26 protein-coding genes are annotated in these 21,317 nt (G+C 66.5%); 19 read left to right on the top strand and 7 right to left on the bottom strand.

Annotation, left to right across the window (positions count from 1 at the left end):
• The first annotated feature begins 212 nt into the window (after nucleotides 1-212).
• Nucleotides 213-926 (top strand): DUF6928 family protein, encoded by a 714-nt coding sequence (locus ACFYZZ_RS13705; RefSeq protein ID WP_389174962.1) that lies wholly within the window; start codon nucleotides 213-215, stop codon nucleotides 924-926.
• 250 nt (nucleotides 927-1,176) lie between these two features.
• Here ACFYZZ_RS13705 and ACFYZZ_RS13700 read toward each other — a convergent pair whose 3' ends face one another.
• Nucleotides 1,177-1,701: a hypothetical protein gene (locus ACFYZZ_RS13700; RefSeq protein WP_389174959.1), complete on the bottom strand. Its 525-nt coding sequence runs from the start codon at nucleotides 1,699-1,701 to the stop codon at nucleotides 1,177-1,179.
• A gap of 1,011 nt (nucleotides 1,702-2,712) precedes the next feature.
• Between ACFYZZ_RS13700 and ACFYZZ_RS13695 the strand changes: the two genes are divergently transcribed.
• Together ACFYZZ_RS13695 and ACFYZZ_RS13690 are read left to right on the top strand one after the other, a co-directional pair.
• On the top strand, nucleotides 2,713-4,233 hold the full coding sequence (locus ACFYZZ_RS13695) for an XRE family transcriptional regulator (protein WP_389174955.1): 1,521 nt from the start codon (nucleotides 2,713-2,715) through the stop codon (nucleotides 4,231-4,233).
• Nucleotides 4,234-4,448: 215 nt separating this feature from the next.
• Nucleotides 4,449-4,802 carry a hypothetical protein gene (locus tag ACFYZZ_RS13690; RefSeq protein ID WP_389174952.1) on the top strand — a complete coding sequence of 118 codons (354 nt, stop codon included), beginning with the start codon at nucleotides 4,449-4,451 and terminating at the stop codon, nucleotides 4,800-4,802.
• A gap of 448 nt (nucleotides 4,803-5,250) precedes the next feature.
• Here the strand turns inward: ACFYZZ_RS13690 and ACFYZZ_RS13685 are convergent, their stop codons facing one another.
• Both ACFYZZ_RS13685 and ACFYZZ_RS13680 read right to left on the bottom strand, forming a co-directional pair.
• Nucleotides 5,251-5,529: a hypothetical protein gene (locus ACFYZZ_RS13685; RefSeq protein WP_389174950.1), complete on the bottom strand. Its 279-nt coding sequence runs from the start codon at nucleotides 5,527-5,529 to the stop codon at nucleotides 5,251-5,253.
• Between the two features lie 302 nt (nucleotides 5,530-5,831).
• On the bottom strand, nucleotides 5,832-6,098 hold the full coding sequence (locus tag ACFYZZ_RS13680) for a hypothetical protein (RefSeq protein ID WP_389174947.1): 267 nt from the start codon (nucleotides 6,096-6,098) through the stop codon (nucleotides 5,832-5,834).
• A 550-nt stretch (nucleotides 6,099-6,648) separates the two neighbouring features.
• Between ACFYZZ_RS13680 and ACFYZZ_RS13675 the strand changes: the two genes are divergently transcribed.
• The 3 genes from ACFYZZ_RS13675 to ACFYZZ_RS13665 all read left to right on the top strand — a co-directional run bounded on the left by ACFYZZ_RS13675 (nucleotide 6,649) and on the right by ACFYZZ_RS13665 (nucleotide 9,038).
• Entirely contained in the window at nucleotides 6,649-6,867 is a 219-nt protein-coding gene (locus ACFYZZ_RS13675; protein WP_389174944.1) for a hypothetical protein, read from the top strand.
• Nucleotides 6,868-7,266: 399 nt separating this feature from the next.
• Nucleotides 7,267-7,947, top strand: a complete 681-nt coding sequence (locus tag ACFYZZ_RS13670; RefSeq protein ID WP_389174941.1) for a tyrosine-type recombinase/integrase — start codon at nucleotides 7,267-7,269, stop codon at nucleotides 7,945-7,947.
• 506 nt (nucleotides 7,948-8,453) lie between these two features.
• Nucleotides 8,454-9,038 carry a hypothetical protein gene (locus tag ACFYZZ_RS13665; RefSeq protein WP_389174938.1) on the top strand — a complete coding sequence of 195 codons (585 nt, stop codon included), beginning with the start codon at nucleotides 8,454-8,456 and terminating at the stop codon, nucleotides 9,036-9,038.
• A gap of 18 nt (nucleotides 9,039-9,056) precedes the next feature.
• Here the strand turns inward: ACFYZZ_RS13665 and ACFYZZ_RS13660 are convergent, their stop codons facing one another.
• The 4 genes from ACFYZZ_RS13660 to ACFYZZ_RS13645 all read right to left on the bottom strand — a co-directional run bounded on the left by ACFYZZ_RS13660 (nucleotide 9,057) and on the right by ACFYZZ_RS13645 (nucleotide 13,146).
• Nucleotides 9,057-10,256 (bottom strand): hypothetical protein, encoded by a 1,200-nt coding sequence (locus tag ACFYZZ_RS13660; protein WP_389174936.1) that lies wholly within the window; start codon nucleotides 10,254-10,256, stop codon nucleotides 9,057-9,059.
• Between the two features lie 480 nt (nucleotides 10,257-10,736).
• Nucleotides 10,737-11,351, bottom strand: a complete 615-nt coding sequence (locus tag ACFYZZ_RS13655) for a TIR domain-containing protein (RefSeq protein ID WP_389174933.1) — start codon at nucleotides 11,349-11,351, stop codon at nucleotides 10,737-10,739.
• A complete protein-coding gene (locus ACFYZZ_RS13650) occupies nucleotides 11,348-12,274 on the bottom strand; it encodes a DUF4231 domain-containing protein (RefSeq protein ID WP_389174930.1) in 927 nt (308 codons plus the stop codon). Before ACFYZZ_RS13650 ends, ACFYZZ_RS13655 begins: the two co-directional genes overlap by 4 nt.
• 404 nt (nucleotides 12,275-12,678) lie before the next feature.
• Nucleotides 12,679-13,146, bottom strand: a complete 468-nt coding sequence (locus ACFYZZ_RS13645; protein ID WP_389174927.1) for an NUDIX hydrolase — start codon at nucleotides 13,144-13,146, stop codon at nucleotides 12,679-12,681.
• An 18-nt stretch (nucleotides 13,147-13,164) separates the two neighbouring features.
• On the opposite strand from ACFYZZ_RS13645, the gene ACFYZZ_RS13640 reads away from it, so the two are divergent.
• The 13 genes from ACFYZZ_RS13640 to ACFYZZ_RS13580 all read left to right on the top strand — a co-directional run bounded on the left by ACFYZZ_RS13640 (nucleotide 13,165) and on the right by ACFYZZ_RS13580 (nucleotide 21,256).
• Nucleotides 13,165-13,944, top strand: a complete 780-nt coding sequence (locus ACFYZZ_RS13640) for a GntR family transcriptional regulator (RefSeq protein ID WP_389174924.1) — start codon at nucleotides 13,165-13,167, stop codon at nucleotides 13,942-13,944.
• Nucleotides 13,945-14,083: 139 nt separating this feature from the next.
• Nucleotides 14,084-14,440: a hypothetical protein gene (locus tag ACFYZZ_RS13635; protein WP_389174922.1), complete on the top strand. Its 357-nt coding sequence runs from the start codon at nucleotides 14,084-14,086 to the stop codon at nucleotides 14,438-14,440.
• Between the two features lie 2 nt (nucleotides 14,441-14,442).
• Entirely contained in the window at nucleotides 14,443-15,795 is a 1,353-nt protein-coding gene (locus ACFYZZ_RS13630; RefSeq protein ID WP_389174919.1) for an FtsK/SpoIIIE domain-containing protein, read from the top strand.
• Nucleotides 15,796-15,877: 82 nt separating this feature from the next.
• Entirely contained in the window at nucleotides 15,878-16,150 is a 273-nt protein-coding gene (locus tag ACFYZZ_RS13625) for a hypothetical protein (protein WP_389174916.1), read from the top strand.
• 2 nt (nucleotides 16,151-16,152) lie between these two features.
• A complete protein-coding gene (locus ACFYZZ_RS13620; protein WP_389175756.1) occupies nucleotides 16,153-16,824 on the top strand; it encodes a DUF2637 domain-containing protein in 672 nt (223 codons plus the stop codon).
• 21 nt (nucleotides 16,825-16,845) lie between these two features.
• The gene (locus ACFYZZ_RS13615) at nucleotides 16,846-17,037 is read left to right on the top strand and encodes a mobile element transfer protein (protein WP_384462483.1); all 192 of its coding nucleotides are present in this window, start codon (nucleotides 16,846-16,848) and stop codon (nucleotides 17,035-17,037) included.
• Between the two features lie 11 nt (nucleotides 17,038-17,048).
• Complete coding sequence (locus tag ACFYZZ_RS13610) at nucleotides 17,049-17,207, top strand: hypothetical protein (protein WP_380880610.1); 159 nt, start codon at nucleotides 17,049-17,051, stop codon at nucleotides 17,205-17,207.
• A gap of 23 nt (nucleotides 17,208-17,230) precedes the next feature.
• The gene (locus ACFYZZ_RS13605) at nucleotides 17,231-17,554 is read left to right on the top strand and encodes a SpdD-like protein (protein ID WP_389174913.1); all 324 of its coding nucleotides are present in this window, start codon (nucleotides 17,231-17,233) and stop codon (nucleotides 17,552-17,554) included.
• A 93-nt stretch (nucleotides 17,555-17,647) separates the two neighbouring features.
• Nucleotides 17,648-18,199: a GGDEF domain-containing protein gene (locus ACFYZZ_RS13600; protein WP_384462477.1), complete on the top strand. Its 552-nt coding sequence runs from the start codon at nucleotides 17,648-17,650 to the stop codon at nucleotides 18,197-18,199.
• Between the two features lie 85 nt (nucleotides 18,200-18,284).
• On the top strand, nucleotides 18,285-18,470 hold the full coding sequence (locus tag ACFYZZ_RS13595; protein ID WP_389174910.1) for a hypothetical protein: 186 nt from the start codon (nucleotides 18,285-18,287) through the stop codon (nucleotides 18,468-18,470).
• A complete protein-coding gene (repSA, locus tag ACFYZZ_RS13590; protein WP_384462471.1) occupies nucleotides 18,463-19,842 on the top strand; it encodes a replication initiator protein RepSA in 1,380 nt (459 codons plus the stop codon). Before ACFYZZ_RS13595 ends, repSA begins: the two co-directional genes overlap by 8 nt.
• Complete coding sequence (locus tag ACFYZZ_RS13585) at nucleotides 19,839-20,030, top strand: helix-turn-helix domain-containing protein (protein WP_389174907.1); 192 nt, start codon at nucleotides 19,839-19,841, stop codon at nucleotides 20,028-20,030. The genes repSA and ACFYZZ_RS13585 overlap by 4 nt, the downstream gene beginning before the upstream one ends.
• Nucleotides 20,030-21,256, top strand: a complete 1,227-nt coding sequence (locus tag ACFYZZ_RS13580; RefSeq protein ID WP_389174905.1) for a tyrosine-type recombinase/integrase — start codon at nucleotides 20,030-20,032, stop codon at nucleotides 21,254-21,256. The genes ACFYZZ_RS13585 and ACFYZZ_RS13580 overlap by 1 nt, the downstream gene beginning before the upstream one ends.
• Nucleotides 21,257-21,317 lie beyond the last annotated feature (61 nt).

Raw genomic sequence — 21,317 nt, 5'->3', positions numbered from 1 at the left:
GTAATGACGCCGCCTCAAGAGGCGGACCGGGAGTTCACCCCGAAGGGCTGACGGGCGCCTACGCGGCATTGCCCCTTTGCTTGTCGGTCATGAGGGCAAGGTACAACCCCATGCGCCCGGTGGCCATCACGTTTCTGACGGCCTCAGGACCTGTACTTCCGGGCGAGGCTATGGTGCGTTCGCCATCGAGGATGACGCTCTGGGGAGGGGCTTTGGGAGCCAAGACGGGTTTGCTGGTGTACGCCGACGGTGACGTGCCGGAGTTGCTGCGCCAGGTGGACGCGGCGAACCTTGACCGGACTACCGCCATGATGCGGCGGCTCTACCCAGGCTGGGAGATGAAGGAATGCGGGGGTTCGAACCTCTGGGACGGCGTCTACCCCCCGAAGGGAACGACGTACGCGGCCAGCTGGCCGGGCGTGGACGTCATCGGCGACCAAAGGGTGATGATCGACTCCCCCTCCCAACTCCCGGAACACCTCGTGGCAGCAAGCGCCGGCCGACGACTCGTCCTGCATGCGATGCACAGCGTCGTCGACTGGCTGGCGTTCGCCGTCTGGGAGGACGGGCGCCTCGTCCGCTCCCTGAGTCTGTCCCCGGACAGCGGCACCATCGAGAACATCGGCGAACCGCTCCCCTTTGAATTGCCCTACTGGGCTGGAGACCGCCCGGCCAACATCGTCCCCTGGCCCGACGAGGAGGAAGAGTCCTATCCCCTGCCCTTTCACCCCTTGGACCTGGGCGAGGACGCGTTGCGTGCGCTCTGCGGCTTCATCCAGGAAGGCCGTCCACAGCCCGATGATGTCGACGCGGAGGCCATCGAGTTGTACGGATTCCATGTACAAGACCCGCATGTGCCTGCTCGTGCCGAGCAGGAATCGGCACTACGGAGGGCGGTTGAAGCGATGCAGCCGTCGCGCGTTTAAACGCTGGGGCCTGATGGTTCGTTGGTTGAGCGCGACGGCCTGTAGCTCAGCTCAGCCACAACTGATCACCGGCGGCCGTGACCTGCGGCCGTCTAACCGATCAAGGCCCTGATCTGCTGCTGAGCTGTCGCCAGCTGTCGACGTTGGTCATCGCTGAGCGCCCTTCCACGGCCCGAGGACGGCCCGGGAGGGTGCTCTTGCGTGAGCACCGCATTAGGGGTGTGGCAGACCGGGTGGAGCGGCTCCGCTGTCAGCGGTTGCTCGTGGTGCCGATGTCGACGATGTGGTTGTACCGCTCCACCAGCACGAAAAGCTTGATCTTCTGCGTCGTCTCCCCGCTGCCGAAGGTCAGGGTAACGATGACCTCATGGCCGTTACCCACGGCGCCGTTGTCGGTCACCGTCCACTTCCGCGGGACGTTTTGGGCACGCAGGACACCGTCCGCCGCGTGCTTCTTCTCCCAGGCCGCCAGTCGCTTGGCGAAGTCGGGCGTCAGGTAGTGCTTGCGGAGCACCGTTTCCAGCGTGGCGTCCGGGTCCGTGTAGTCGCCGATCGCGTCGATGTACGCGCCGTAGAAGTCGGCGACCCGGGTCACCACTTGGCCGCTCGTGCCGCTGACGGACTGCGGTGCGGCGTCGGACGACTTTGCGGGGGCATGGACGGATGCCTGTGCCGACACCTGCGTCGACACACCGAGTCCGACAGCCAGGACGAGGCCGGCGGCGACGGCCGCGCGGCGGCCCGGACGGCGGTGTGAGGGGGACTTCCTGTTCATGTGCATCTTCCTTTTCTCTTCCGTATGTGGTTGCTCTCGGCCCGGTGTCTTCGTGCCGGGGCCGTCGTGTGGCTATCGCCTTTTCGGGTCGGCGGGCGCTGCCCCGGAGTCATGAACATCTGCTGCTGCGCGGACCCATTCCCCCCTGCCGCGGCTCGGGGTGCGATCGACGACACCAAGTCCTGCTGAATCGCGCCGAATGGCCCTGTCAGTGGTCGATTGGCCGCCCTCCCCACCCCCGTGGCGGAGGGCGGCCCCGGTCATGCGGTCAGCGGAGCTTGTCCACGGCCCGTGACGGCCGTCTTCTTGGAGGCCTTCACCGGCGCATGCCCGAAGTCGCGAGACGGGTGTCAAAGACGCCCCAGGAGGTCACCGTGTGCAGGCCGTATCCGTGCCTGCCCTCTTCGACAGGCAGCGTGCCGTAGTCCTTCAGCGTGGCCTCGTTCTCCGGGCCGGCCTTCTCGATGCGTGCGCACAGGACTCGACTTCGTTGCTCGGCCGCGAGAAGCGCCCCTTCGCCACAGCCGTCCCGGACAACTGCACGCTGACCTGACGGACGGTCGCTCCTGTCGAGTTCGGTGCGGCGCTCCCGGTACCAGGTCCGGGCTGTCGCCGCCCAGCGCCATGCGTAGACAGCGGTCCTGTTCCACCGCCTCCGGTACGCAGGCGGTGACCTTGCCGACCGTTCAGGACGAGCTTGGACACGACGGGAGTTGGGCCGCCGTGAGGAAGCCGACGCCTTGGCCGCGACGTTTGCCAGTGTGGCGAGCGTCGTGCCGAGGGCGAGCCCGTGACGGCGAGTGCGAGGGGCGGGCCTGCTCGGGTGCGCCGGGGCATGGGTGTCTCCCGTGGATGAGTGCATGAGTGTCGTTGGTCGCCCGCTGCCGACTGGCCGGTCCGGTCCTGGTCGGTGCGACACCAAGAGCATCAGCCGTCACGACGGCTCGGCGCAACGCCGGACACCCGCCCGGCGAGGGTGGAACCATCCCAGCCCATCTGACGTGCAGGTATATGGACCGCCTGAGATACGGGGACACGTGGGAGGTTGGGGGAGCGGTGTCGACCGAGGACGACGTCGAGCAGTTCGCGGCGCTGCTGCGCCGGCTGAAGGACCGCACGGACCGGAGCTACGGCTCCCTGGCCCGCCGTCTCGGCATGAACACCTCCACGCTGCACCGCTACTGCGCGGGCGAGACGGTCCCGCAGGACTACGCCCCGGTGGAGCGGTTGGCCGCCTTCTGCGGAGCAACACCGGAGGAACGCCTCGATCTGCACCGCCTGTGGCTGCTCGCGATGACGGCACGACAGCGGCCGAGGGCGGGTGAGGAGGCAGCGGAGCCGACAAAGACCGAAGGGGCACTGAAGCCGACAGGGGACGAGCGGGCTTCGGGTCCGGACAGCCGGACGGCGGGGCGTGCGGGTGGCAGCACGTGCCGTGTGGGTGGTGGCGCCGACGGCATCGGTGGTGACGGGGGCGGCACGAGCGGTTCACCGCCGCGACTCGATGCGGGCGCCCCCGACGCCGCACTGGCTGCTCCCGACGCTCCGGGACCGGGCAGTCGCGAGTCGACGGCCCAGTGGGATGCGGTCCGCTCAACGGGACGGCCCTGGTACCGCCGTCGCCGTACCGTCGTCGGCGCAGCCACGGCGACCGTACTGCTGGTGACGCTGGGCAGTATGTCGGCGCTGTCGGCCGACCGGTCTCACGACAACTCCGCCAAGGCCCCCGGTCAGTCCCGTACGACAGGAACCGGTACGTCACACCACCCCTCGGCCACTGCGGCCAGCCCCTCCCGCAGCCGCTCTTCGGCCTCGCCCTCCACAGGAGTACGGGCTTCAGAGAGCCCCGAGTCGAAGGGCGGATCGTCGGCGGAGACGAAGAGCGACGCCCCCGTGCCAACCGGTGTGCCACTCACGTGGACCGCCGACTCGCAGATCTGGGACGGCGGTTGCGGGCACGACTACGTCATCGGGAAGGAGCCGGCCCAGGTGCCCCCGCCACCGGCAGAGCAGGACGCCGGAGTGTGGGCAGCGACGCAGCAGGCGGTACCTGGGCGGCAGACGATGGTGCAGATCTCGGTGCAGGGGAAGTCGTCCACGGCCGTGGTCCTCGCGGCCCTCCGGGTCCGTATCGTCAGCCGCGGCACCCCGGTCAACGGCAACGCGTACGCCATGGGCCAGGGCTGCGGCAGTGATCTGCCGCCCCGCAACTTCTCCGTGAACCTGGACGTCGACCGCCCGATCGCCCACGCGCGCCCCGGCAACGACAGCGGAAGGCCCGTCCCCGCGGTGCAGTTCCCCTACCGCGTCTCCGCCGAGGACCCGGAGGTGCTGCAGGTCACCGCGACGACCGAGGCCTACGACTGCAACTGGTACCTGGAACTCGACTGGTCATCCCAGGGCCGCACCGGCACGGTCCGCATCGACGACCACGGCCACCCGTTCCGCACCAGCAGCATCAAGGGCCTGCCCCACTACTGGTACGGCACGAACGACCACGGTGTGCGTCAGTGGGTACCCACCGACTCTTGAGGGAACGTGGGAGCTGTTCGGGCCATTTTCGCGATGTGACCATTCCCCGTCACCCAGGCCCATGCTGCTGGAGGGGCCGGTTGCTGCCGCTTCGGCTAGGAACGCCCGCTGCGTTCCACTCAGGTTCGGTGTCGGCTCCGGCATGACACCTGTCATATGCAATACCGGATGCAGAGCACTGGGGCTCGCGGGTCGACGTCCGTACGGTACTTCTCATGACGAAGAGCAACGGGGAGAACCCACAGAAGACCGACATCAAGGTGAGCCTGATCGGCGGTCATCGCCTGGCAGGAGCCACCCTCCACGAGAGGACCGTCACTGCTTCCCTCATCGGTGGTGCCGACGTCGATCTGACGGACATTGACATCCCGGACGGCACCGAGCTGCGCATCACCAAGTTGAGCCTGATCGGCGGCGTCAGCCTCAAGGTCCGCCACGACGTCCGGGTGGAGGTCCACGGGCTGCGCCTGGGCGGAGTGAAGGACGATGGTCCGAGCGAGCCGGGTGGCCCGACGGTCCGGATCGACGCCTGGGGCCTGGTTGGCGGCGTCAGCGTCAGCCGCGCCTAGCTAAAGTCCAAAAAGGCCCACCAACCTCCCACAGGCAGACGACAGATGATGGATCGACAGCCGAGACGCAGATGTCGCTGGGGTCGTGGCCAGTGGACACGGTGCGTGACCGTCGCCCGCGCCGTATCTTCACTGCATGCTGGACAGGTGCACGCTTTCCAAGTCTGTTGGTGGCCCGCCAGGCCCGATGCCGAGGCGTTCACCTGGGTTCATGTCCGTCCGGCTGTTGATCGGGAGCCGACGGCCGAACCCTCCTGAACGGCGGCGTCCGCCCCTGAATGAGACGGAAACTGAGACGGACAGCCTGGGCCGTCGTGCGCTGGTACACCGAGCACCTCGTCCGCCGGCATCAGTAGCCGACGAAGTTGAGCTGTCGGCGGTTGTCAGCATTGGTCATCGTTCAGCGCTCTTCCACGGCCCATAGACGGCCCAGCTCAGCACCGGAGTCTCACTCCGTCCGGGGCGTCTCCCGGTGTCGCCAGCCCTGGGCCCGCCAGGTCAGCGCGAGACCAGCCAGCATGAGCAGGCTTTGACCATGGAAGGGCACCAGCCACGCCGCCGTGAGGCTCGCCGCGATCAGCAACGCCCCGGCACCCCATACGCGAGGCTGTTTCACTCCCTTGCGCACCCAAGGGAGTGCGACGCGCCCAGTCGCCACGGCCAATGCGCCGGTCACGTACAGTATCAACGCCATCACGAGGATGATTACAAGAACGACGGACGACACACGACCCTCCCCGGCGCCTTCTCCTAGGCACTCGCCGTAAGGATCTCAGCGCTCAACCACGGGGCACAATGCCGGAACCTGGCGGGCTACAACCCCCACTTGCAGACCCGCGGGCACCCCCTTGACTCGGACCACCGCTTTAGGAGCGAGGCGAGGTGGATACCGCCCTGACCTGTGAACTGTCCACATGGGCGGACCGATGCCCGGCCGTCCGTCGGCTACTGCCGTTCCCCGTGACTCCCCGCTGGATCTGGCACGGGAGTGGCACGCCTGGGTCCGTCCTCCCTGGACTCTCTCGATGATCAGTAGTTGAACGTCGGGAGATTGAGGTATCCGAGGGTGATGAGCCCGGCTCCGATGATCGCGACAGTCGAGGAGAAGGACACGCCGACTGCTAGCAACAGAGCACCGGCCCCCCAGATCCTCGGGTGCTCGACGTTGCGCTGTAGCCATCGGCCGGGTACTCGCCCGAGTGAAAGCGCGTACATGCCGACTACGAGGCCTGCGAATTGCAGCGCAGTGATCGCGACCCACCCACCCACCACTATGAGCAAGGCGCCCAGTGCCACGTCCTACCTCCTCGCGAGGCCGCGATCTGACAGCCGGAGGCAGTGTGACACAGGGGCGAGATACTGAAGGCGCGAGGGTGAGCCGTTGGTCGACAGCAGGACTCGAACCTGTGACCTCATCCTTTTCAGGTCGATCACGGGGATGCGGCAGCGTCGGCCAACCGGCGCTGTGCCTCGGCCGACCGTCCACTGAGGTCCGGCGCCGACCGCCACTATTCGCGCTTGTTGGTGTCAGCCGATCCATGCGGTCTTGACAAGCATTACTGCGCGCCCCCTTGCATGCCATCACGGTGACGGCCCGCCTCTCGATGCGAACTATGGGCACAGTGGTCGCTGGGGCCGGCCTGGCACGTCAGCCAGTCATCTCGGGCCGGTGGTGGGTCGTTGCGGTCGCGGTGGTTGCTGTACTTCGTTGCTGTACAGATCCCTTGGAGAGCGGCGTATCTGCGCCGCGGTCGGCACTGATGGTCCCTGTGAGTCCCTGCTGGCTCCACCTAGCTGGCGCGCAGGGGATCTTGCGCACCGCCCGAGTGCTCGATACAACCGCCTTGTGGCAAGCAACTCCGAGCTGAAGGCACGGTGGACCAAGGACAAGGCGGGAGCCGTCCTGGCCTCCACAACCGCCTTTCTCTTCACGTCCAGCCCTGCCCATGAAACGGCGAACCACCTGCACTACGAGTACGCCCATGTGGTCGCCGCTCTCGTCAGCTTGGCGGTTGCATGCATCGCTTACTGGGTGGGGCTGGGCGCAATGACGAAGCTTCCCTGACGGTTCTCGGTCGGTTCAGCGGAGCTGGACGCGTCCTCGCTCAGATGCCGAAGAAGTGAAGGGCCGGGTCCCTGACCTGCGGCCACGTAATCGATCAACGCTGCGACCTGCGACTTAGCTGTCGGTGGTTGTCAGCGTTGGTCGTCGTTGAGCATCCTCGGATGGCCCAGCGACGGCCCCGGATCCGATCGAGTCACGCAGCGTGCGGCTCATGAACCGCACGCTGGCGCCAGCGATCACGCGTGGAACTTGTAGAAGACCACCATGAGCCCCTCCGAGGCGATCCCCGCGCATGCGAACAGCAGGAACTTCGCGAACGTGTATCGCCCCAGCCACGACGTGTTCTGACCTCATGCACTGTGTGCCCGCCCGGAGGAGCGACGCGACGACGGGTGCTTGATGGGTCCGGATCAGGCGGCGGCACTGCTCGACTGGATCCGGCGCCGGCCTCGTGGAGGCGAGCGACTGCACGCCTTCTTCGCCACCTTGTACTACTGCGGTCCGCGTCCCGAGGAAGCCGTAGCCATGCGAGTGAAGGACGTGACACTGCCCGGTCCCGATGCGGACGACCAGTGGTGCGAGCTGCTGATCCACACGGCCACGCCAGAGGTCGGCAAGCAATGGACGGACACGGGCGAGATCCACGAAGAACGGGACCTGAAGGGCCGCGCCGAGGGCGAGACGCGCACTGTGCCGGGGCATCCCGCCCTGACGCGCATCCTTCGGCAGCACATCGAGGACGAACAGCTCCAGCCTGGGGATCTGCTGTTCCAGGGTGAAACGGGAGGCATTCTCGCTGGCTCCGTCATCCGTCGGGCGTGGCGCAATGCCCGCAAGGCTGTGCTGCCGCCCCACGTCTTCGAGTCGCCCACGGGGAAGCGCGTGTACGACAACCGGCACACGCGCCTGACGAAGTGGCTGAACGATGGGATCCCGCCCGCGCACGTGGTGGACTGGGCCGGAAACAGTGTCCCCGTGCTACTGGCCACCTACGCCCGGTGTGTCGAGGGGCAGCTTCCTGATCTCAAGAGGCGGCTCGAAGCTGCGGGGGATCTTCCCGAGCTGCCGGACACCGGCTGAGTGTCCCAGCCAAAAACTTCGACACGGCCACCCGCGAAAACCCGGTGACAGCCGGACAGCCCCGGAGCCTTCCCTTGATCGTCAGGGGAGTGCCTGGGGCTTTGTCGTGTCTCGCGAAACATGCCCTGACCAGCAAAAAGCCCTCCCGGGCGGGAGGGCGAGGGATGGCGCCCCCGGCAGGACTCGAACCTGCGGCCAAGCGCTTAGAAGATGCGGGCAGGCCTTGGTGATTCGACCCGATCGGCGTACGCCAGCACCGGGCCGGACCGCTGGAGGTCGCTGCCGTCTGCCGTCGTTGCCGTCAGGATTGCCGTCACCGCGAGCGATGGGGCCGGGAGGACGTCCGCTGCTGTTGGCGCGCGAGCGGTACGTGCGGTGAACCCTCTTCAGGTGGTGTGCGCTCCCTTTGTGCGCTGTTGCCACCTTGTGTGACTCGCCTGGGCGCAGCACGGTTTAGGTGGACGCTGCTCGGTGCCTGCAGGACCACTAGGGAAGGGCGGTACGTTGTGGGTTCAGCCAGTCAGTGGGCACGTGAGACCTTCGGGGACATAGCCAGCGAACTGGCCGATATCATCCCGGCTTGCCTCGTCCGGGCTCATGATCGGGCACGCACCGGGCAGGAGGGCGTCCATACCCAGACGCTCGAAGCCTACGGACATGGCCTCTACGCTGTGCAATACGAGGAACTGGCCGCCGGCATCTCCGGACTCGGGGAACAAGTACGCCTGCAAGGACGAACGATGATGCTCGTCCGCGGCCACCTGCTGTATCCCCTCCGCTACGCGAAGAAGGACGTGCCTGTCACGGCTGCACGTCTCCGTCGGGCCACGGGTTTCCGAGCAGAACTGATCCGGCGACACGGCCCGCCTCCTCTGCAGCAGGCATTCGACCTGGATTGGGGAGAACTTGAGGACTCCGAGGTGCACCCAGACCTGGAGCTGCTCCCCGAAGACGTGGGGCTCGTCCTCGTCGCCTACGCCTGCTCCATGGGGGAGGGTGTCATGCGTATTGAGTGGGGTTCCGCGGAACTGCGCCGCGAGGACCGGTACCTGATCTGGCATCGTCACGAGCCGCTGCCCATCGCAGGTTGACCCCGAGCGGTGAGCGAGCTAGCCGCCGACGAGACGCCTAACGCCCTTGCGAACCCTGCTGGCTCTCCGGGCGTGATTATGGAGATCCAGGTAGTCAATCTCGTCAGCGCGTCCGTTTCTTTTGAGGCGAACGAGTGCTCCGCGGGGATCATACTCGGGCAGCTCAATACCGATGCCGTGATACCGGGCAGCCGCTTCTACCCATTCTGCAGCAGGATTGTATGAGTAAACCCTTTGGCGGCGAACCCTTACGATGGGGAGCTTGGGCCCCTCATAGATGTCGATTCTTCCCGACGCGGGAGGCATAGCCGGCATGAACATTAGACACTTCTCCAGCATGCCATTCTGGCGGATCCATCGAGCCTCGCGGAATGTTCCCTCCTTCACCGAAGGGAGCATCACGATTAGATCCGCTTTCTCCGCGAGCCTTACGAACGTATTCCACCAGTTCTTGTCAGAGGTAAGAAGGCGCGCTGCACCCTCGGCTTCTCCAGGCTTTCCCAGCGCCACGAAAAGCCGGTCACGCTTGAAAGCCCTTCGAAATACCAGCTCCATGTCAATATGCTGAGCGGGCTTACCATCGCTAGTTTGCGCGCCCGACGGGAGCTGAGCGGTACTGAAAAAGGGCCGCAGATAGAGCACGTAACTTTGGTGCGTTTCTGATTTCCCCTGAATTATAGATGAGAGTAACTTCTCGGAGTCCTCATCAATTCGATGCTGATGTCGAAGGTTGTCAAACTTCCACAAGTAGACGAAGGCATGCATGATGAAAAAGTGAGAGGCTAAGGCGGCTACTAAGTACCGGCCATCAAAGGGCGCGCCTCGGTGAGACCACCCGATAACACCCCACGGAAGCCCCGCCTTAATAAAAAGGTACGCCGGCACCAGTACGAACGGTGCGAATAGGCGACTGAGCCAGGTGGGCTGATGGTTGATCATTCGATTGATAAGTTCGCAGGCGACCGCCACACCAACGTACCCCAGAAGGAGGAGTATGCCGTGCCGCCAGACCAGCCAGCCAAATACAGAGAACGCGGTGGCAGCCAAAATCAGTGTAAATACCGCCAAGATGCAAGAGCAGCTACGCCCGGCCTCCTTGGACCATCCCCCTGCATACAGGTCATCGATACCCGGGTTCACCAGTGCGGCTATCACAAACACGCCTATAAACCCGAGAAATACAAGGACCCCTTCCTTCCAAAGCAGCACCAGGAGCATGCAAACGGCCGCAAGCCATACGAGGCAGCACCCAAGTACCCCAACGGCCACCCCAGAAAAGCATCCGATGGAACCTAAATTACGCCACCTCAAGACAATGCCTCCTAGCTTTGCTCCGTCAATGACGGGGCCCTAAGCTTGATTGCCATGTGACGGTGCACTCTAGCGCACCCGTGAGCGCGAGAGTGCTTTCCTTGCATAATCGATCACTACCGTTCGGTTCAATGTGGCTGAAGTTGTCAGTTGTAACGGTTGCACACGGCAATGCGACTTCGTGAGCTCGCGGTTCGCTGCGCCCATCCAGGTCCGGGCGGTCGCTACAGGCAGCGAGCTCCGAAGTAGCGACACGGCCCCTGCCGATCCGGGGCTAGGGAAGCCCAAAGATCCGCAGGGGCCGTGTCGCGACGCAGGCTTTTCCGTCAGCGGCCTGGGAAGCCTGGATGACAGGGCGATGTGAAGTGGACAAACATACAGATCGCCTCAAGAACAATAGGAGTTGTTCTTCTTTCGCGCACGGCCATTCTCAATGAGCTTGACTCTTGTTCGCCGCGCATCAAAAGCATCTTGGATCCAGCTCTTTAGCGATGAGCCACTGTCTGGATACGCATAATACCGCGCATACCCAATATCCGCCCCATCCTCTCTTACGACATTGTCGTCGACCCTGGCCGGCAGAGCTCCACCTGTCCTTTTGCCAGAAGGTAGCTGAATTGCCATTAGTCCATTCAGGCGGTTCACTCTATCTTTACGCAATGAGCTATAAACCTCCCAGTCCACGAACTTTCTGGCCCATGTGCACTTCCCCGTCATGACAATGGTGACGGTAGAGTCAGCCAGATACTTACTCCTAATGCGATCCAATATATAGTCGTTGTCTTCGCTTTCAATCACCGGATCATCTTCGGAGACGCCAATGGCTCGCGGAATGAAGTAGTCGCCGAACGACTCGACGAAGGAAAGCACTTCTTCCGCATCTACCGCGTGGTAGCTAAGGAAGCACTTATGGCGGACAGGTGAATCGGCCTTGTATTCAAGCTGCCGAGAGATTGAAATCAGCCGAGCCTGGGCCACTCTGTTCTGGTAGGTGAGGGTCACGCATTTCTCCTTGCAGCTCTTAGTCCTACTCTCCGTGCCAGCCACATGGTGTGTTCTCGGCTGATGGCTTGCTCGGCAGAAACAACGTAGTCTGACCACTTATCCTCGTCCGTGATATTTCCTCCAGTTGCTTGCACAAAGCTGAGCTCGGCAGCAGTCAGCGAATAGGCTGAAGCCAGGTTGTCGAATTGCTTAACCTCCAGCCAAGCGCCCCCAGCAGCAATGGCTGCTGCAACTGCGCCTCCTGCGTCAACGTTGGACACATCTAGCAGGGTGGCGACAGTCACAATGACCCCGACTATCTCGCACGAGACTAGAGCCAATCGCCAGCGCTGTGACTTTTGCTCGTTCTCTTTGGCCTTCTTCTCGTACCATGCCTGCTGATCCAGCACTCGGGATTCAAGATAGAACCTTCTGCGAGATGCCAGGTCGGCACCCCTCACCCGGCGCATCTTAGGTGTGACTTGACTGGCCCCCACAGTCAAGCCGGCCAAGCTGGCAGATGATTCTCTGAATAGATCCTGGATACGAGCCAACAGCACCTCTTCGGCCCTGTCGGGTGGGAGGCTTGAGGGGAACGGATCGGCAACCGCCATGTACCGCCAAGCCAACGTTTTGGCGGATTCCGCCAGCGCCCTTCCGTGATACCAGCGCTCTTCCGGCCTATCTCGCAAGAGATGCACCTCTAGCAACAGAGCGGCAGTGAAGGAAACCAGAGCAAAGGTCGCGGAGACCTTCTCGACCCAAGTCCCATCCTTACTGCTGGCTGTGAAGATTCCGGCGATAGCTGCCAGAACAGCCAACTGAAGTCGCCCCCGAGTCCAGCGCAGGTACTCTCTTTGTGATTTCTTTGAAATTCCATCAGCCGACTTGAAAATACCGGGAAGGTCGTCTTCGGTAATAGGCGGTTGTAGCAGCGACACGTGGTCCCCGTTCTGGCGGCCCGACTGGGAGCACAGGTTAGCGCTTCCTGCACGGGCGATGGGCCCCCTCGGGAAGAGTGAGGGCGGCGGAGCGGCTTTGGGCTGGAGCTGCTTTGGGGCGAGTGATCATGGCCCCGTAAGCTTCCGGCGAGTCGGGCAGTCTGTGGACCTGCCCGTTAAAGCACGACGTTGGGGCCATGATCTTAGAGGCTCGCCCCAAAGTGGCTGCCTAAAGCCGTGGAGCCGACCGCCCCAGCCACAGAGGGTGTCTCCCGCTTCATGCCCGCAGCCGCCGAGCGCGCCGCCGGGCGCGGCCAGCCGGGGCGCAGACAGGAGGCAGGCCGCGCCGCAGAGGCGGTGCGCGCCCGCGCCGTGCGCGGGCTCTTGATGAAGTAGGGAAACTCTTATCCCGCTGGGATGAGCCGCCGTCCGTCATGGCTCCTCACGTGCGGGCCGTTGCCGTCCAGGGCATCCAAGAGCCGGACTGCGAAGACCTCGGACATGCGCTCTGCGACCTCTTCGGGCGTGAGCCAGTCGACGGCTGTCGACTCATTGGACGTGCGCTCGGTGCCGCCAGAGGGCTTGCACCTGAAGACCAGGGCGACGATGCCTCGGGCTGTGTTCTTGTACACGCCGGTGAGTTCGTCCACCTCGACGTGGATGCCGGTCTCCTCCAGGACCTCGCGGGCGACGCCGGCCTCCGGGGTCTCCTCGAGTTCGAGTACACCGCCGGGCAGTTCCCAAGTGCCGTTGTCGGCGCGGCGGATCGCCAGGAGTCGGCCGTCGTCGCGTACCACTACCCCCGCGACGGACACGGAGTGCAGTGGCGTTGACTGGCCTTCCTGGGCGCTGTTACTCATGTACAGGAGCATAGGAGGAAGAGAAGGACTATGGGAACCGCGGTAGGAGGTGAGAGGTCCGTACCTCGGTACGTACAGATCGCCGAGGAGATCGTGCAGCAGATCCGGGCGGGTGTCCTCAAGCCTGGTGAGATGGTGCCGAGTGAGTCCGAGCTGGTCGAGCGCTACGGCGTCTCGGGCGGCACGATCCGCAAGGCCATGGTTGAAGTGCGCGCGAGCGGGCTCGTGGAGACCCGGCACGGCAAGGGCTCGATCGTGAAGGATCGTCCGCCAGTGCGGCATCGGTCCTCCGACCGCTTCCGGCGCTCGCATCGCAGGGGCGGCAAGGCCGCCTACCTCGCTGAGTCCGAGCAGTCCGGCGCCACGGCCAAGGTGAGCGTCCTGTACATCGGCCCCATGGAGGCACCCGAGGATGCAGCCCGGCGACTGGCCGTCCCCGCCGGCACCCAGGTGCTTGCCCGCCGTCGCCTCTACTTCCGCAACGGCACCCCCGTCGAGACGGCGACGTCGTACCTCCCATGGGACGTCGTGAAGGACATCCCTGAGCTGTTCGCCGAGAACCCCGGCGGTGGTGGCATCTACGCGCGACTCGAAGACCACGGCCACGAGTTCGCCGAGTTCGTTGAGACCCTCCAGGCGCGTCCGGCCTCGAAGGCGGAGGCCTCCGAGCTTGCGCTGAGCGCTGGCGCGCCACTGGTTCATCTGATCCGTGAGGCTCGTACGACCGAGGGGCGCGTGGTCGAGGTCTGCGACACCCTCATGGCCGCTGACCAGTTCGTTTTCGAGTACCGGATCCCCGCCGAAGACTGACGCACGGTCAACTCCACTCAGCCCGCCGCGAGTTCTTCTTCGTGGCGGGTTGACTCATGTATAGGAGTGGTGCACTCTTCTTCATATCACTCATATACATGAGTGACGGAGTTCGGCCCCTATAGAGGAGTGATCCGCTGTGCGTCAGATCCCCGTCGACACCTCCACCGCGACCGTGATGGTCGCCAAGACCCCCCAGATCAAGCTCAAGGACCGCCGCACCGGCGAGATCGCCACGGACGCCGAAACCGGCGCCAAGCTGATGACCGTCGACGTGATGTTCGCGGCGAACGACGAGGTCGAGATCCTGGCCATCACCGTCCCCGAGCCCGGTATCTCCGGTGAGCTGACCATGGGCACGCCGGTCGCGCTCACCGGGCTTATCGCACGCCCGTGGGAGAACGACTTCAACGGGCAGAAGCGGCACGGTATCGCCTTCCGCGCCGTCGCGGTCACCTCGCTCGCCGCCGCTGCCGCGAAGCCCAAGGCGGCCTGACCGTGACCGGCTTCACGGTCGCTCTGGTGCTGGTTGTCGCCACTGCGGGTCTCCTGCGGTGGCGGCGTCCCGCCTGGTACTGGCTGACCTTCGGGGTCACCCTCGCCGCGCTGCGGGTCCTGGTCCGCTACGGCTCCGTCATGGACGCCTGCGGGCTGACCGTTCCGCCGTCGCGTTGGCGGCTGGCGTTAGCCCGGATGACCAACCGGCCCGTGCCGGAGTCCCGGCCGCCGCGCATCCTCCGGTTGCGGCCGACCCGGACCGGCCTGGTCCTGCGGCTCAAGCTCCGGCCCGGCCAGGATGCCTTCGACATCGCAGCCGCCTCGGACCGGATGCGGCACTCGTTCTCGATGTACGGGGTCACCTGCCGGGAACTGCGCTCCGGCGTCGTAGAGGTGCGGACGACCGGCTACGACGTCCTCAAGCGGGTGCAGATGCCCGCCAAGGTCGACGTCCGTCCGATGCGGGTCCCGGTCGCCCTGCGCGAGGACGGCTCGGTCCACTACCGCGACTACCGGGCGATACCCCACGCCCTCACCCTCGGCGCCACTGAGTCCGGCAAGTCCGTCTACCAGCGCAACCTCGTCGCAGGCCTCGCCGCGATGGATGTCGCTCTGGTCGGGATCGACTGCAAGCAGGGGGTGGAGCTGTTCCCGCTGGCACGCCGGTTCTCCGCGCTCGCCGACAACCCCGACACCGCCGCCGAACTCCTCGATGCCCTCGTGGCCCGCATGGAGGACGTCTACCAGCTCATCCGCGCCGAGCAGCGCATCACCTCAGCCATCCCTGACGAAGAGATCGCCGCCGACATCTGGGACCTGCCCGACCACCTGCGCCCGACCCCGGTCGTGGTCCTGGTCGATGAAGTAGCCGAACTCGCCCTGAGTACGAAGAAGAACGACCCCCGCCGCGATCGGATCATCAAGGCCCTGGTCCGTCTCGCCCAGCTCGGCCGGGCCGCCGGCATCTACCTGGAGATCTGCGGGCAGCGCTTCGGCTCCGAACTCGGCGACGGCATCACCATGCTCCGCGCCCAGCTCACCGGCCGCACCGCACACCGGGTCAACGACGAAGCCTCCGCCAAGATGGCCTTCGGCGACATCTCCCCGGACGCCGTCCTGGCGGCAATCCAGATCCCTGCCGAGATGCGCGGGATCGCCATCGCTGGGGACTCGACCGGCGGCTGGCACCGCATTCGTGCCCCGCACACCTCCCTGCGCCAGGCGGTCAACATCTGCAACCGGCACGCACGGCGCACCCCGGACCTGCCCGAACTGGCCCCCTTCCGGCCCGAGCTGACCGGGACCTCTGGAACTCCGGCGGCGCTGTCCAAGACGGCTCCCGCCGCCGTCTGACCTCCTCGCTCCACGGTTGGCGCGACCAGCTTTCGCGCCAGGTCCCTACCCCTGCCATGCCTGAAGAAGGAGAGGCCCTCTCATGCCTCAGTCACTGACAGCGCTGGATGACCTCCTCCCCGACGACTTCCTCGGTCAGCTCGCTGCCCTGCGGGAGGCACGTGATCAGTTGGACCAGCAGATCCGCGCCTACCTGGCCTACGGGCGGGAGTTCACCGGCCCCCGGCCCTATATGCTGGCCTCACTGGCTGAAGCGGCCGGGCTGTCGATCTCCGGAGTCCGCACCGCCTACACAACCGCTGACCGCGACGCCGTGGCTCGCGCCCTGGGCCGGGGTCCCCGGAGCCGGTCATGAGGATGTCCGCCCGCCCGCTCCGCCTGGACGCCGTCCTCGTGCAAGCCGTGATCGCTGGGGCGTTGTCCTTCGCCCACCTGCACGACCTGGCCGCCGCTGCCGGGCAGGACGGCTGGAAGGCCTGGGCCTACCCGGTCAGTGTCGACCTGCTCCTGGTCGCCGCCTGGCGCCGCCTCCGTACGGGCGGACCGTCCCGGCTGGCCTGGTGCTGGTTCCTGATCGCGCTGTTCGCCTCGCTCGGCGCCAACGTCGCCACCGCCGGGTTCCTCGACCTGGCGGACCCGCCCGCTCTGCTCCGCCTCGGCATCGCCGGATGGCCCGCCCTTGCCTTCCTCGGCGGCACCCTTCTCGCCCACTCAGCAGACCACCAGATCCCGGATCCGCCGGCACCCACCCCGGCCCCGGAACGCGCACCCGTCACCAACGTGGAACTGGAACCCGAGCCGGTGCCTGATCCGGAGCCCGCCCCGGCTCTGACGGAAGAAGTTCCAGCCCTTCTGGCCGCTGCACCGGCCGCCGCGCCCGCGGTGCCTGCCGTCCTCGTCGACCACGCCCGCAAGGTCGCCGACGAGTACCGCGATCGCACCGGGTCCCCGATCGACACCGACACCCTGCGCGCCCGCCTCGGCGTCCCGCCCCACCTCGCCGACGCCATCGCCGCCCAGCTCGCCTGACCCGGAAGGAGAACCACCGCGATGCCCGCCCGAGACCACTTCCACTCCGTGATGCGGATCGGCCCGGTGCAGATCGGCACCCACCGCGACCGCAACGGCCAGACCAAGCACGCCGCTGTCTGCAGCTCCGACGGCTGCGGCTGGTCCGCCGACTACTCAAGCCAGGCCGCCGCCCAGCTCGCCGCCCGCACCCACCGCTGCAAGGTCCGCTAGGAGACACCGCCATGCAGGTCCCGCTCTGGTTCGCCCTCGCCGTCGTCGGCTACCTCGGCGTCAAGTTCCTCCGCCCGCCCTGGTGGCTCGTCGCCGTCCTGCTCCTGGGCGGCTACCTCCTCGCCGACAGCATCCTCGCCCCCGCCATCGACACCGCCATCAAGAAGTAACCGCACCCGAAGGGAGAGCCGCCATGTTCCGCCCGAAGATCCCGACCATGCCGACCCCGACCGGCCTCACCTCCCCGCCCGCCGTTGTTGAGGCGACCGAGGTCCAGCACGCCCCCACCGCACCCGCCTCGGCCCCTGCTCCGGCCGCTCAGGGCACGTCCCGGCCCACCATTCAGCTCAGCCCGGGCGCCGTGATCGCCCTGCTCGGCGGCGGCACCGCCGTGGTCCTGGTCGTCGGCGCCGTCCTCGTCTCCATGCTTCTCGCCGTTGCCATCACTGGCGCGTCCGTCGCCGTCTGCGCCCTGGTGATCCGCTCCCTGATCAACGCCGAAGCCAAGCGCCGCTGACCGGTCCCCGAGGCGACGCACAAGCCGCCAAGCACGCCGCCGCCTCCGGGACCGGACTGCTCAAGCCAACCGCCATCGCCAAGGAGAACGCCCATGGACCCGCAGATAGCCGCCAGCGTCGTGCCGTTACTCGGCTGGGCCGTGCACGGCGGCATCCTCAGCCGCCGCCTCGCCACCGCCCGCCGCGACCCGCTCACTGGCCTGCACACCCGCGCCGGATGGACCGCCCGCGCCGAACACGTCATCCGCCGGCACCCGACCGCCGCCGTCCTCCTGGTCGACCTCGACCACTTCAAGACCCTCAACGACACCCACGGCCACGCCGCCGGAGACGCCGCCCTCACCGCCATCGCCGACCGGCTCCGCACCTGGTGCGGACGCAACGGCATCGCCGGACGCCTGGCCGGAGACGAATTCGTCGCAGTCATCCGCGATCAGGCTGCCATTGATCTCGACGCGCTGACCGCCGTACTCCACGAGCCGCTGCACTACGCCGGGGCGTCTGTGCCGCTGGCTGCCTCGCTCGGGGTCTGCCCCGTCGCCGACCTGCCGGTACCCGCCCTTACGGACGCGCTCGCCGCCGCCGACGTGGCCATGTACGCGGCCAAGGGCCGTGGCCGCCGGGGCTCCCGCACCTCTCGCTGACCAGCCGCCGGGTGGCGCACAAGCCGCCAAGCACGCCGCCACCCGGGGCCGTTCCCTCCAACCGCAATCGAAAGGAACCACCATCATGTCCCGCCACACCCCGCCCCCGCCGAGGATCTGCCCGGCCTGCGACGGCTTCGCCTCCGCCGCCATCACCCTCGGCGGCCGCGACGCCCACGGCCACCTGCGCACCATCACCGCCCACTGCCCGGCCTGCCACGGCACCGGCATCGCCCGCACCCGCTGTACCCGGGAGGGCGCCCGTGCCTGACACGCTGCTCGATCCGACCACCCTCGGCGACCTGCTGAGGGTGGCTTCGGCCCCCGACTACACCCGCTGGGAAGACCAGATCCGCCGCACCGGAGGCTGCGCCGACCCCATCCACCTGACCGGCTGGACCCTCCATAAGGACAAGACCACCGGCGAGACTCTGCACCACTACTCCACCGAGAAGGAGCCCGGCGGACGGCTGCGCGTGGCCTGCGGCAACCGCCGAGCCTCCCGCTGCCCGGCCTGCGCGTGGACGTACGCGGGCGACACTTACCACCTCATCCGCGCTGGGCTCGCCGGAGACGACCGCCGAGACATCCCCGTCACCGTCCGCGACCACCCCCGCGTGTTCGCCACCCTCACCGCCCCGTCCTTCGGCCCGGTCCACAACCGCCCCGACCGAGGCGTCTGCCGCTGCGGCACCCGCCACAACGCCGACGATCCCGCCCTCGGCACCGCCATCGACCCGGGGACCTACGACTACGCGGGCGCCGTCCTCTTCAACAACCACGCCGGACAGCTCTGGCAGCGCTTCACCACCCGTCTGCGCCGCGAGATCGCCGCCCGCGCCGGACTCACTCGCCGCGAACTCCCCGACCACCTCCGCGTCTCCTACGGCAAGGTCGCTGAGTTTCAGAAGCGCGGGGCCCTGCACTTCCATGCTGTGATCCGCCTCGACGGACCCGACGGACCGGGCAACCCACCGCCCACCTGGGCCACGGTCGACCTGCTCACCGACGCGATCCGGGCCGCTGCCGCGCATTCCTACACCTCGGTGTCGGTGCCGGCCGCCGAGGACCAGCCCGCCCGCAGCTTCCGCTGGGGCACCCAGCTCGACGTCCGCCCGGTCAAGGCGTTCGGTGACGGCTCCGACATCACTGAACAGGCCGTCGCCGCCTACGTCGCCAAGTACGCAACCAAGGCCGCCGAGACCACCGGCACCCTCGATCGCCGCATCGGTGAACTCGCCGAACTCGACCGCCACCAGGTCCCCGACCACGCCCGCCGCCTCATCAAGGCGTGCAAGGAACTCGACCCGCTCTACCCCGACCGCCGTCTGTGGGCCTGGGCCCACATGCTCGGCTTCCGGGGCCACTTCAGCTCGAAGTCCCGCAGCTACTCCACCACCCTCGGCGCCCTCCGCCAGGAACGCGCCGACTACCGCGCCGCTCAAGAGCGCGAAGCCCTCGGCCTGGAGGACGCCGAGCCGGACACCGTCCTGGTCCTGGCCGATTGGCAGTACGCCGGACACGGCCACACCCCCGGCGAATCAGCCCTCGCCGCCACCATCGCCCACGATCTCCAGCTCAACCGCGAAACCGCCCGCGAAGCCCTACTCGATGCGCTCGTCCAGGAAGGAGCTGCAGCGTGAGCACCACTGCCCTTGCCGAACTGCTGACGGTGCCTGAGGTCATGGCGCGGCTCAGGCTGGGCCGCTCCACGGTCTACGACCTGATCCGTTCCCGTCTGCTGGTCTCCATCACCGTCGGCCGTTCCCGCCGCGTGCCCGCTGACGCACTGCGCGACTTCATCAACCACGAGATCGAGGAGGCAGCCTGATGGCCAAACGCAACCCCAATGGAGAAGGCACCATCTACCGCCGCAAGGACGGCCGGTACGAGGGTGCGGGGTATGTCCTGATGCCGGACGGCACGTACAAGCGCCGACGGGTCTACGGCAGGACTTGGGAGGAGGCCCGGCGGAAGCTCACCGAGATGCTCGCGAAGAGCGATCAGGGCATCCCTGCGGCAGACACGACGGAAAGCCTTGGCACCTACCTGACCTACTGGCTTGAGCACATCGTGAGCCACAAGGTGCGGCCGTCGACGGTTTACAGCTACAGCAAGTGCGTCAACGCGTACATCATCCCTCGGCTCGGCAAGAAGAAGCTGGCCCGGCTCACCGCCAAGGACGTGCGCCTCTTCCTCGACTGGGCTCGGCAGGCATGCCAGTGCTGTGCTCAGAAGCGCGACGCCGCCCGTCAGGCCGCTACGCGCCGCTGCTGCGCCGCCACCCCCAAGCGGTGCTGTGAGCGTCGGCTGTCTCCCCGCATGGTCCAGTACCTTCACGCGGTGCTGCGGAACGCCCTCCAGCACGCGGTGCGTGAAGAGCTGGTGCAGCGCAACGTCGCCAAGCTCGTCCAGGTACAGACTCCCCGGTACCGAGTCGGCCGCGGCCTGTCCGTCGCCGAGGCCAAGATGCTCCTGGGCGACGTGCGTGATGACCGCCTGAGTGCGGCCTACGTGCTGGCCCTGTACCTGGGTCTGCGGCGCGGTGAGTTGCTGGGGCTTCACTGGTCGGATGTCGACCTGGATGGGGGATCGCTGGAGATCCGTACGGCTCTGCAGCGGGTCAATGGTGAGCTGACGCTGACCGCGCCCAAGACGCGTCGCTCGGAGAGGCCCGTACCGCTTCCCGTCGTGTGCGTCGACGCGCTCCGCCGGCACCATGCGCGCCAGGCCGAGGAGCGCCAGGAAGCGGGGGAGCAGTGGCGGGAAGCCGGTCTGGTCTTCACCACCAGGCGGGGGACCCCGATCGAGCCCCGGAACCTGAACCGACACTTCTACCCGATCCGTGAGCGGCTGGGCCTGGGGGTGCGTTTCCACGACCTTCGGCATACCTGCGTGACGCTGCTTCTCGGCCTCGGTATCCCGCCGCACATCGTTCGCGACATCGTCGGGCACAGCGCCCTGGAGGTGACCATGAACATCTATGCGCACGCCGACATGACCGAGAAGCGGGCCGCTCTGGATCAGCTGGGAAGTCTGCTCGCCGACGACGAGTGACGGGCCCGTTGCCGTCAGCGTTGCCGTCAGAGACACGAAACGCCCTGGAGGGGAGATCCCC

It is taken from the genome of Streptomyces sp. NPDC001816 (genome assembly GCF_042892235.1).
In the GTDB taxonomy this organism is placed as follows: domain Bacteria; phylum Actinomycetota; class Actinomycetes; order Streptomycetales; family Streptomycetaceae; genus Streptomyces.
The sequence above is the reverse complement of the archived record's forward strand: the minus strand, read 5'-3'. Positions and strand labels throughout refer to the sequence as shown.

Coding starts and splice junctions, on each gene's coding strand:
- ACFYZZ_RS13645 (WP_389174927.1), bottom strand. CDS start 13,146: ATGCTCCTGTACATGAGTAACAGCGCCCAGGAAGGCCAGTCAACGCCA.
- ACFYZZ_RS13690 (WP_389174952.1), top strand. CDS start 4,449: ATGACGAAGAGCAACGGGGAGAACCCACAGAAGACCGACATCAAGGTG.
- ACFYZZ_RS13615 (WP_384462483.1), top strand. CDS start 16,846: ATGCCCGCCCGAGACCACTTCCACTCCGTGATGCGGATCGGCCCGGTG.
- ACFYZZ_RS13595 (WP_389174910.1), top strand. CDS start 18,285: ATGTCCCGCCACACCCCGCCCCCGCCGAGGATCTGCCCGGCCTGCGAC.
- ACFYZZ_RS13610 (WP_380880610.1), top strand. CDS start 17,049: ATGCAGGTCCCGCTCTGGTTCGCCCTCGCCGTCGTCGGCTACCTCGGC.
- ACFYZZ_RS13605 (WP_389174913.1), top strand. CDS start 17,231: ATGTTCCGCCCGAAGATCCCGACCATGCCGACCCCGACCGGCCTCACC.
- ACFYZZ_RS13600 (WP_384462477.1), top strand. CDS start 17,648: ATGGACCCGCAGATAGCCGCCAGCGTCGTGCCGTTACTCGGCTGGGCC.
- ACFYZZ_RS13695 (WP_389174955.1), top strand. CDS start 2,713: ATGGACCGCCTGAGATACGGGGACACGTGGGAGGTTGGGGGAGCGGTG.
- ACFYZZ_RS13700 (WP_389174959.1), bottom strand. CDS start 1,701: ATGAACAGGAAGTCCCCCTCACACCGCCGTCCGGGCCGCCGCGCGGCC.
- ACFYZZ_RS13670 (WP_389174941.1), top strand. CDS start 7,267: ATGGGTCCGGATCAGGCGGCGGCACTGCTCGACTGGATCCGGCGCCGG.
- ACFYZZ_RS13640 (WP_389174924.1), top strand. CDS start 13,165: ATGGGAACCGCGGTAGGAGGTGAGAGGTCCGTACCTCGGTACGTACAG.
- ACFYZZ_RS13625 (WP_389174916.1), top strand. CDS start 15,878: ATGCCTCAGTCACTGACAGCGCTGGATGACCTCCTCCCCGACGACTTC.
- ACFYZZ_RS13620 (WP_389175756.1), top strand. CDS start 16,153: ATGTCCGCCCGCCCGCTCCGCCTGGACGCCGTCCTCGTGCAAGCCGTG.
- ACFYZZ_RS13660 (WP_389174936.1), bottom strand. CDS start 10,256: ATGCTCCTGGTGCTGCTTTGGAAGGAAGGGGTCCTTGTATTTCTCGGG.
- ACFYZZ_RS13580 (WP_389174905.1), top strand. CDS start 20,030: ATGGCCAAACGCAACCCCAATGGAGAAGGCACCATCTACCGCCGCAAG.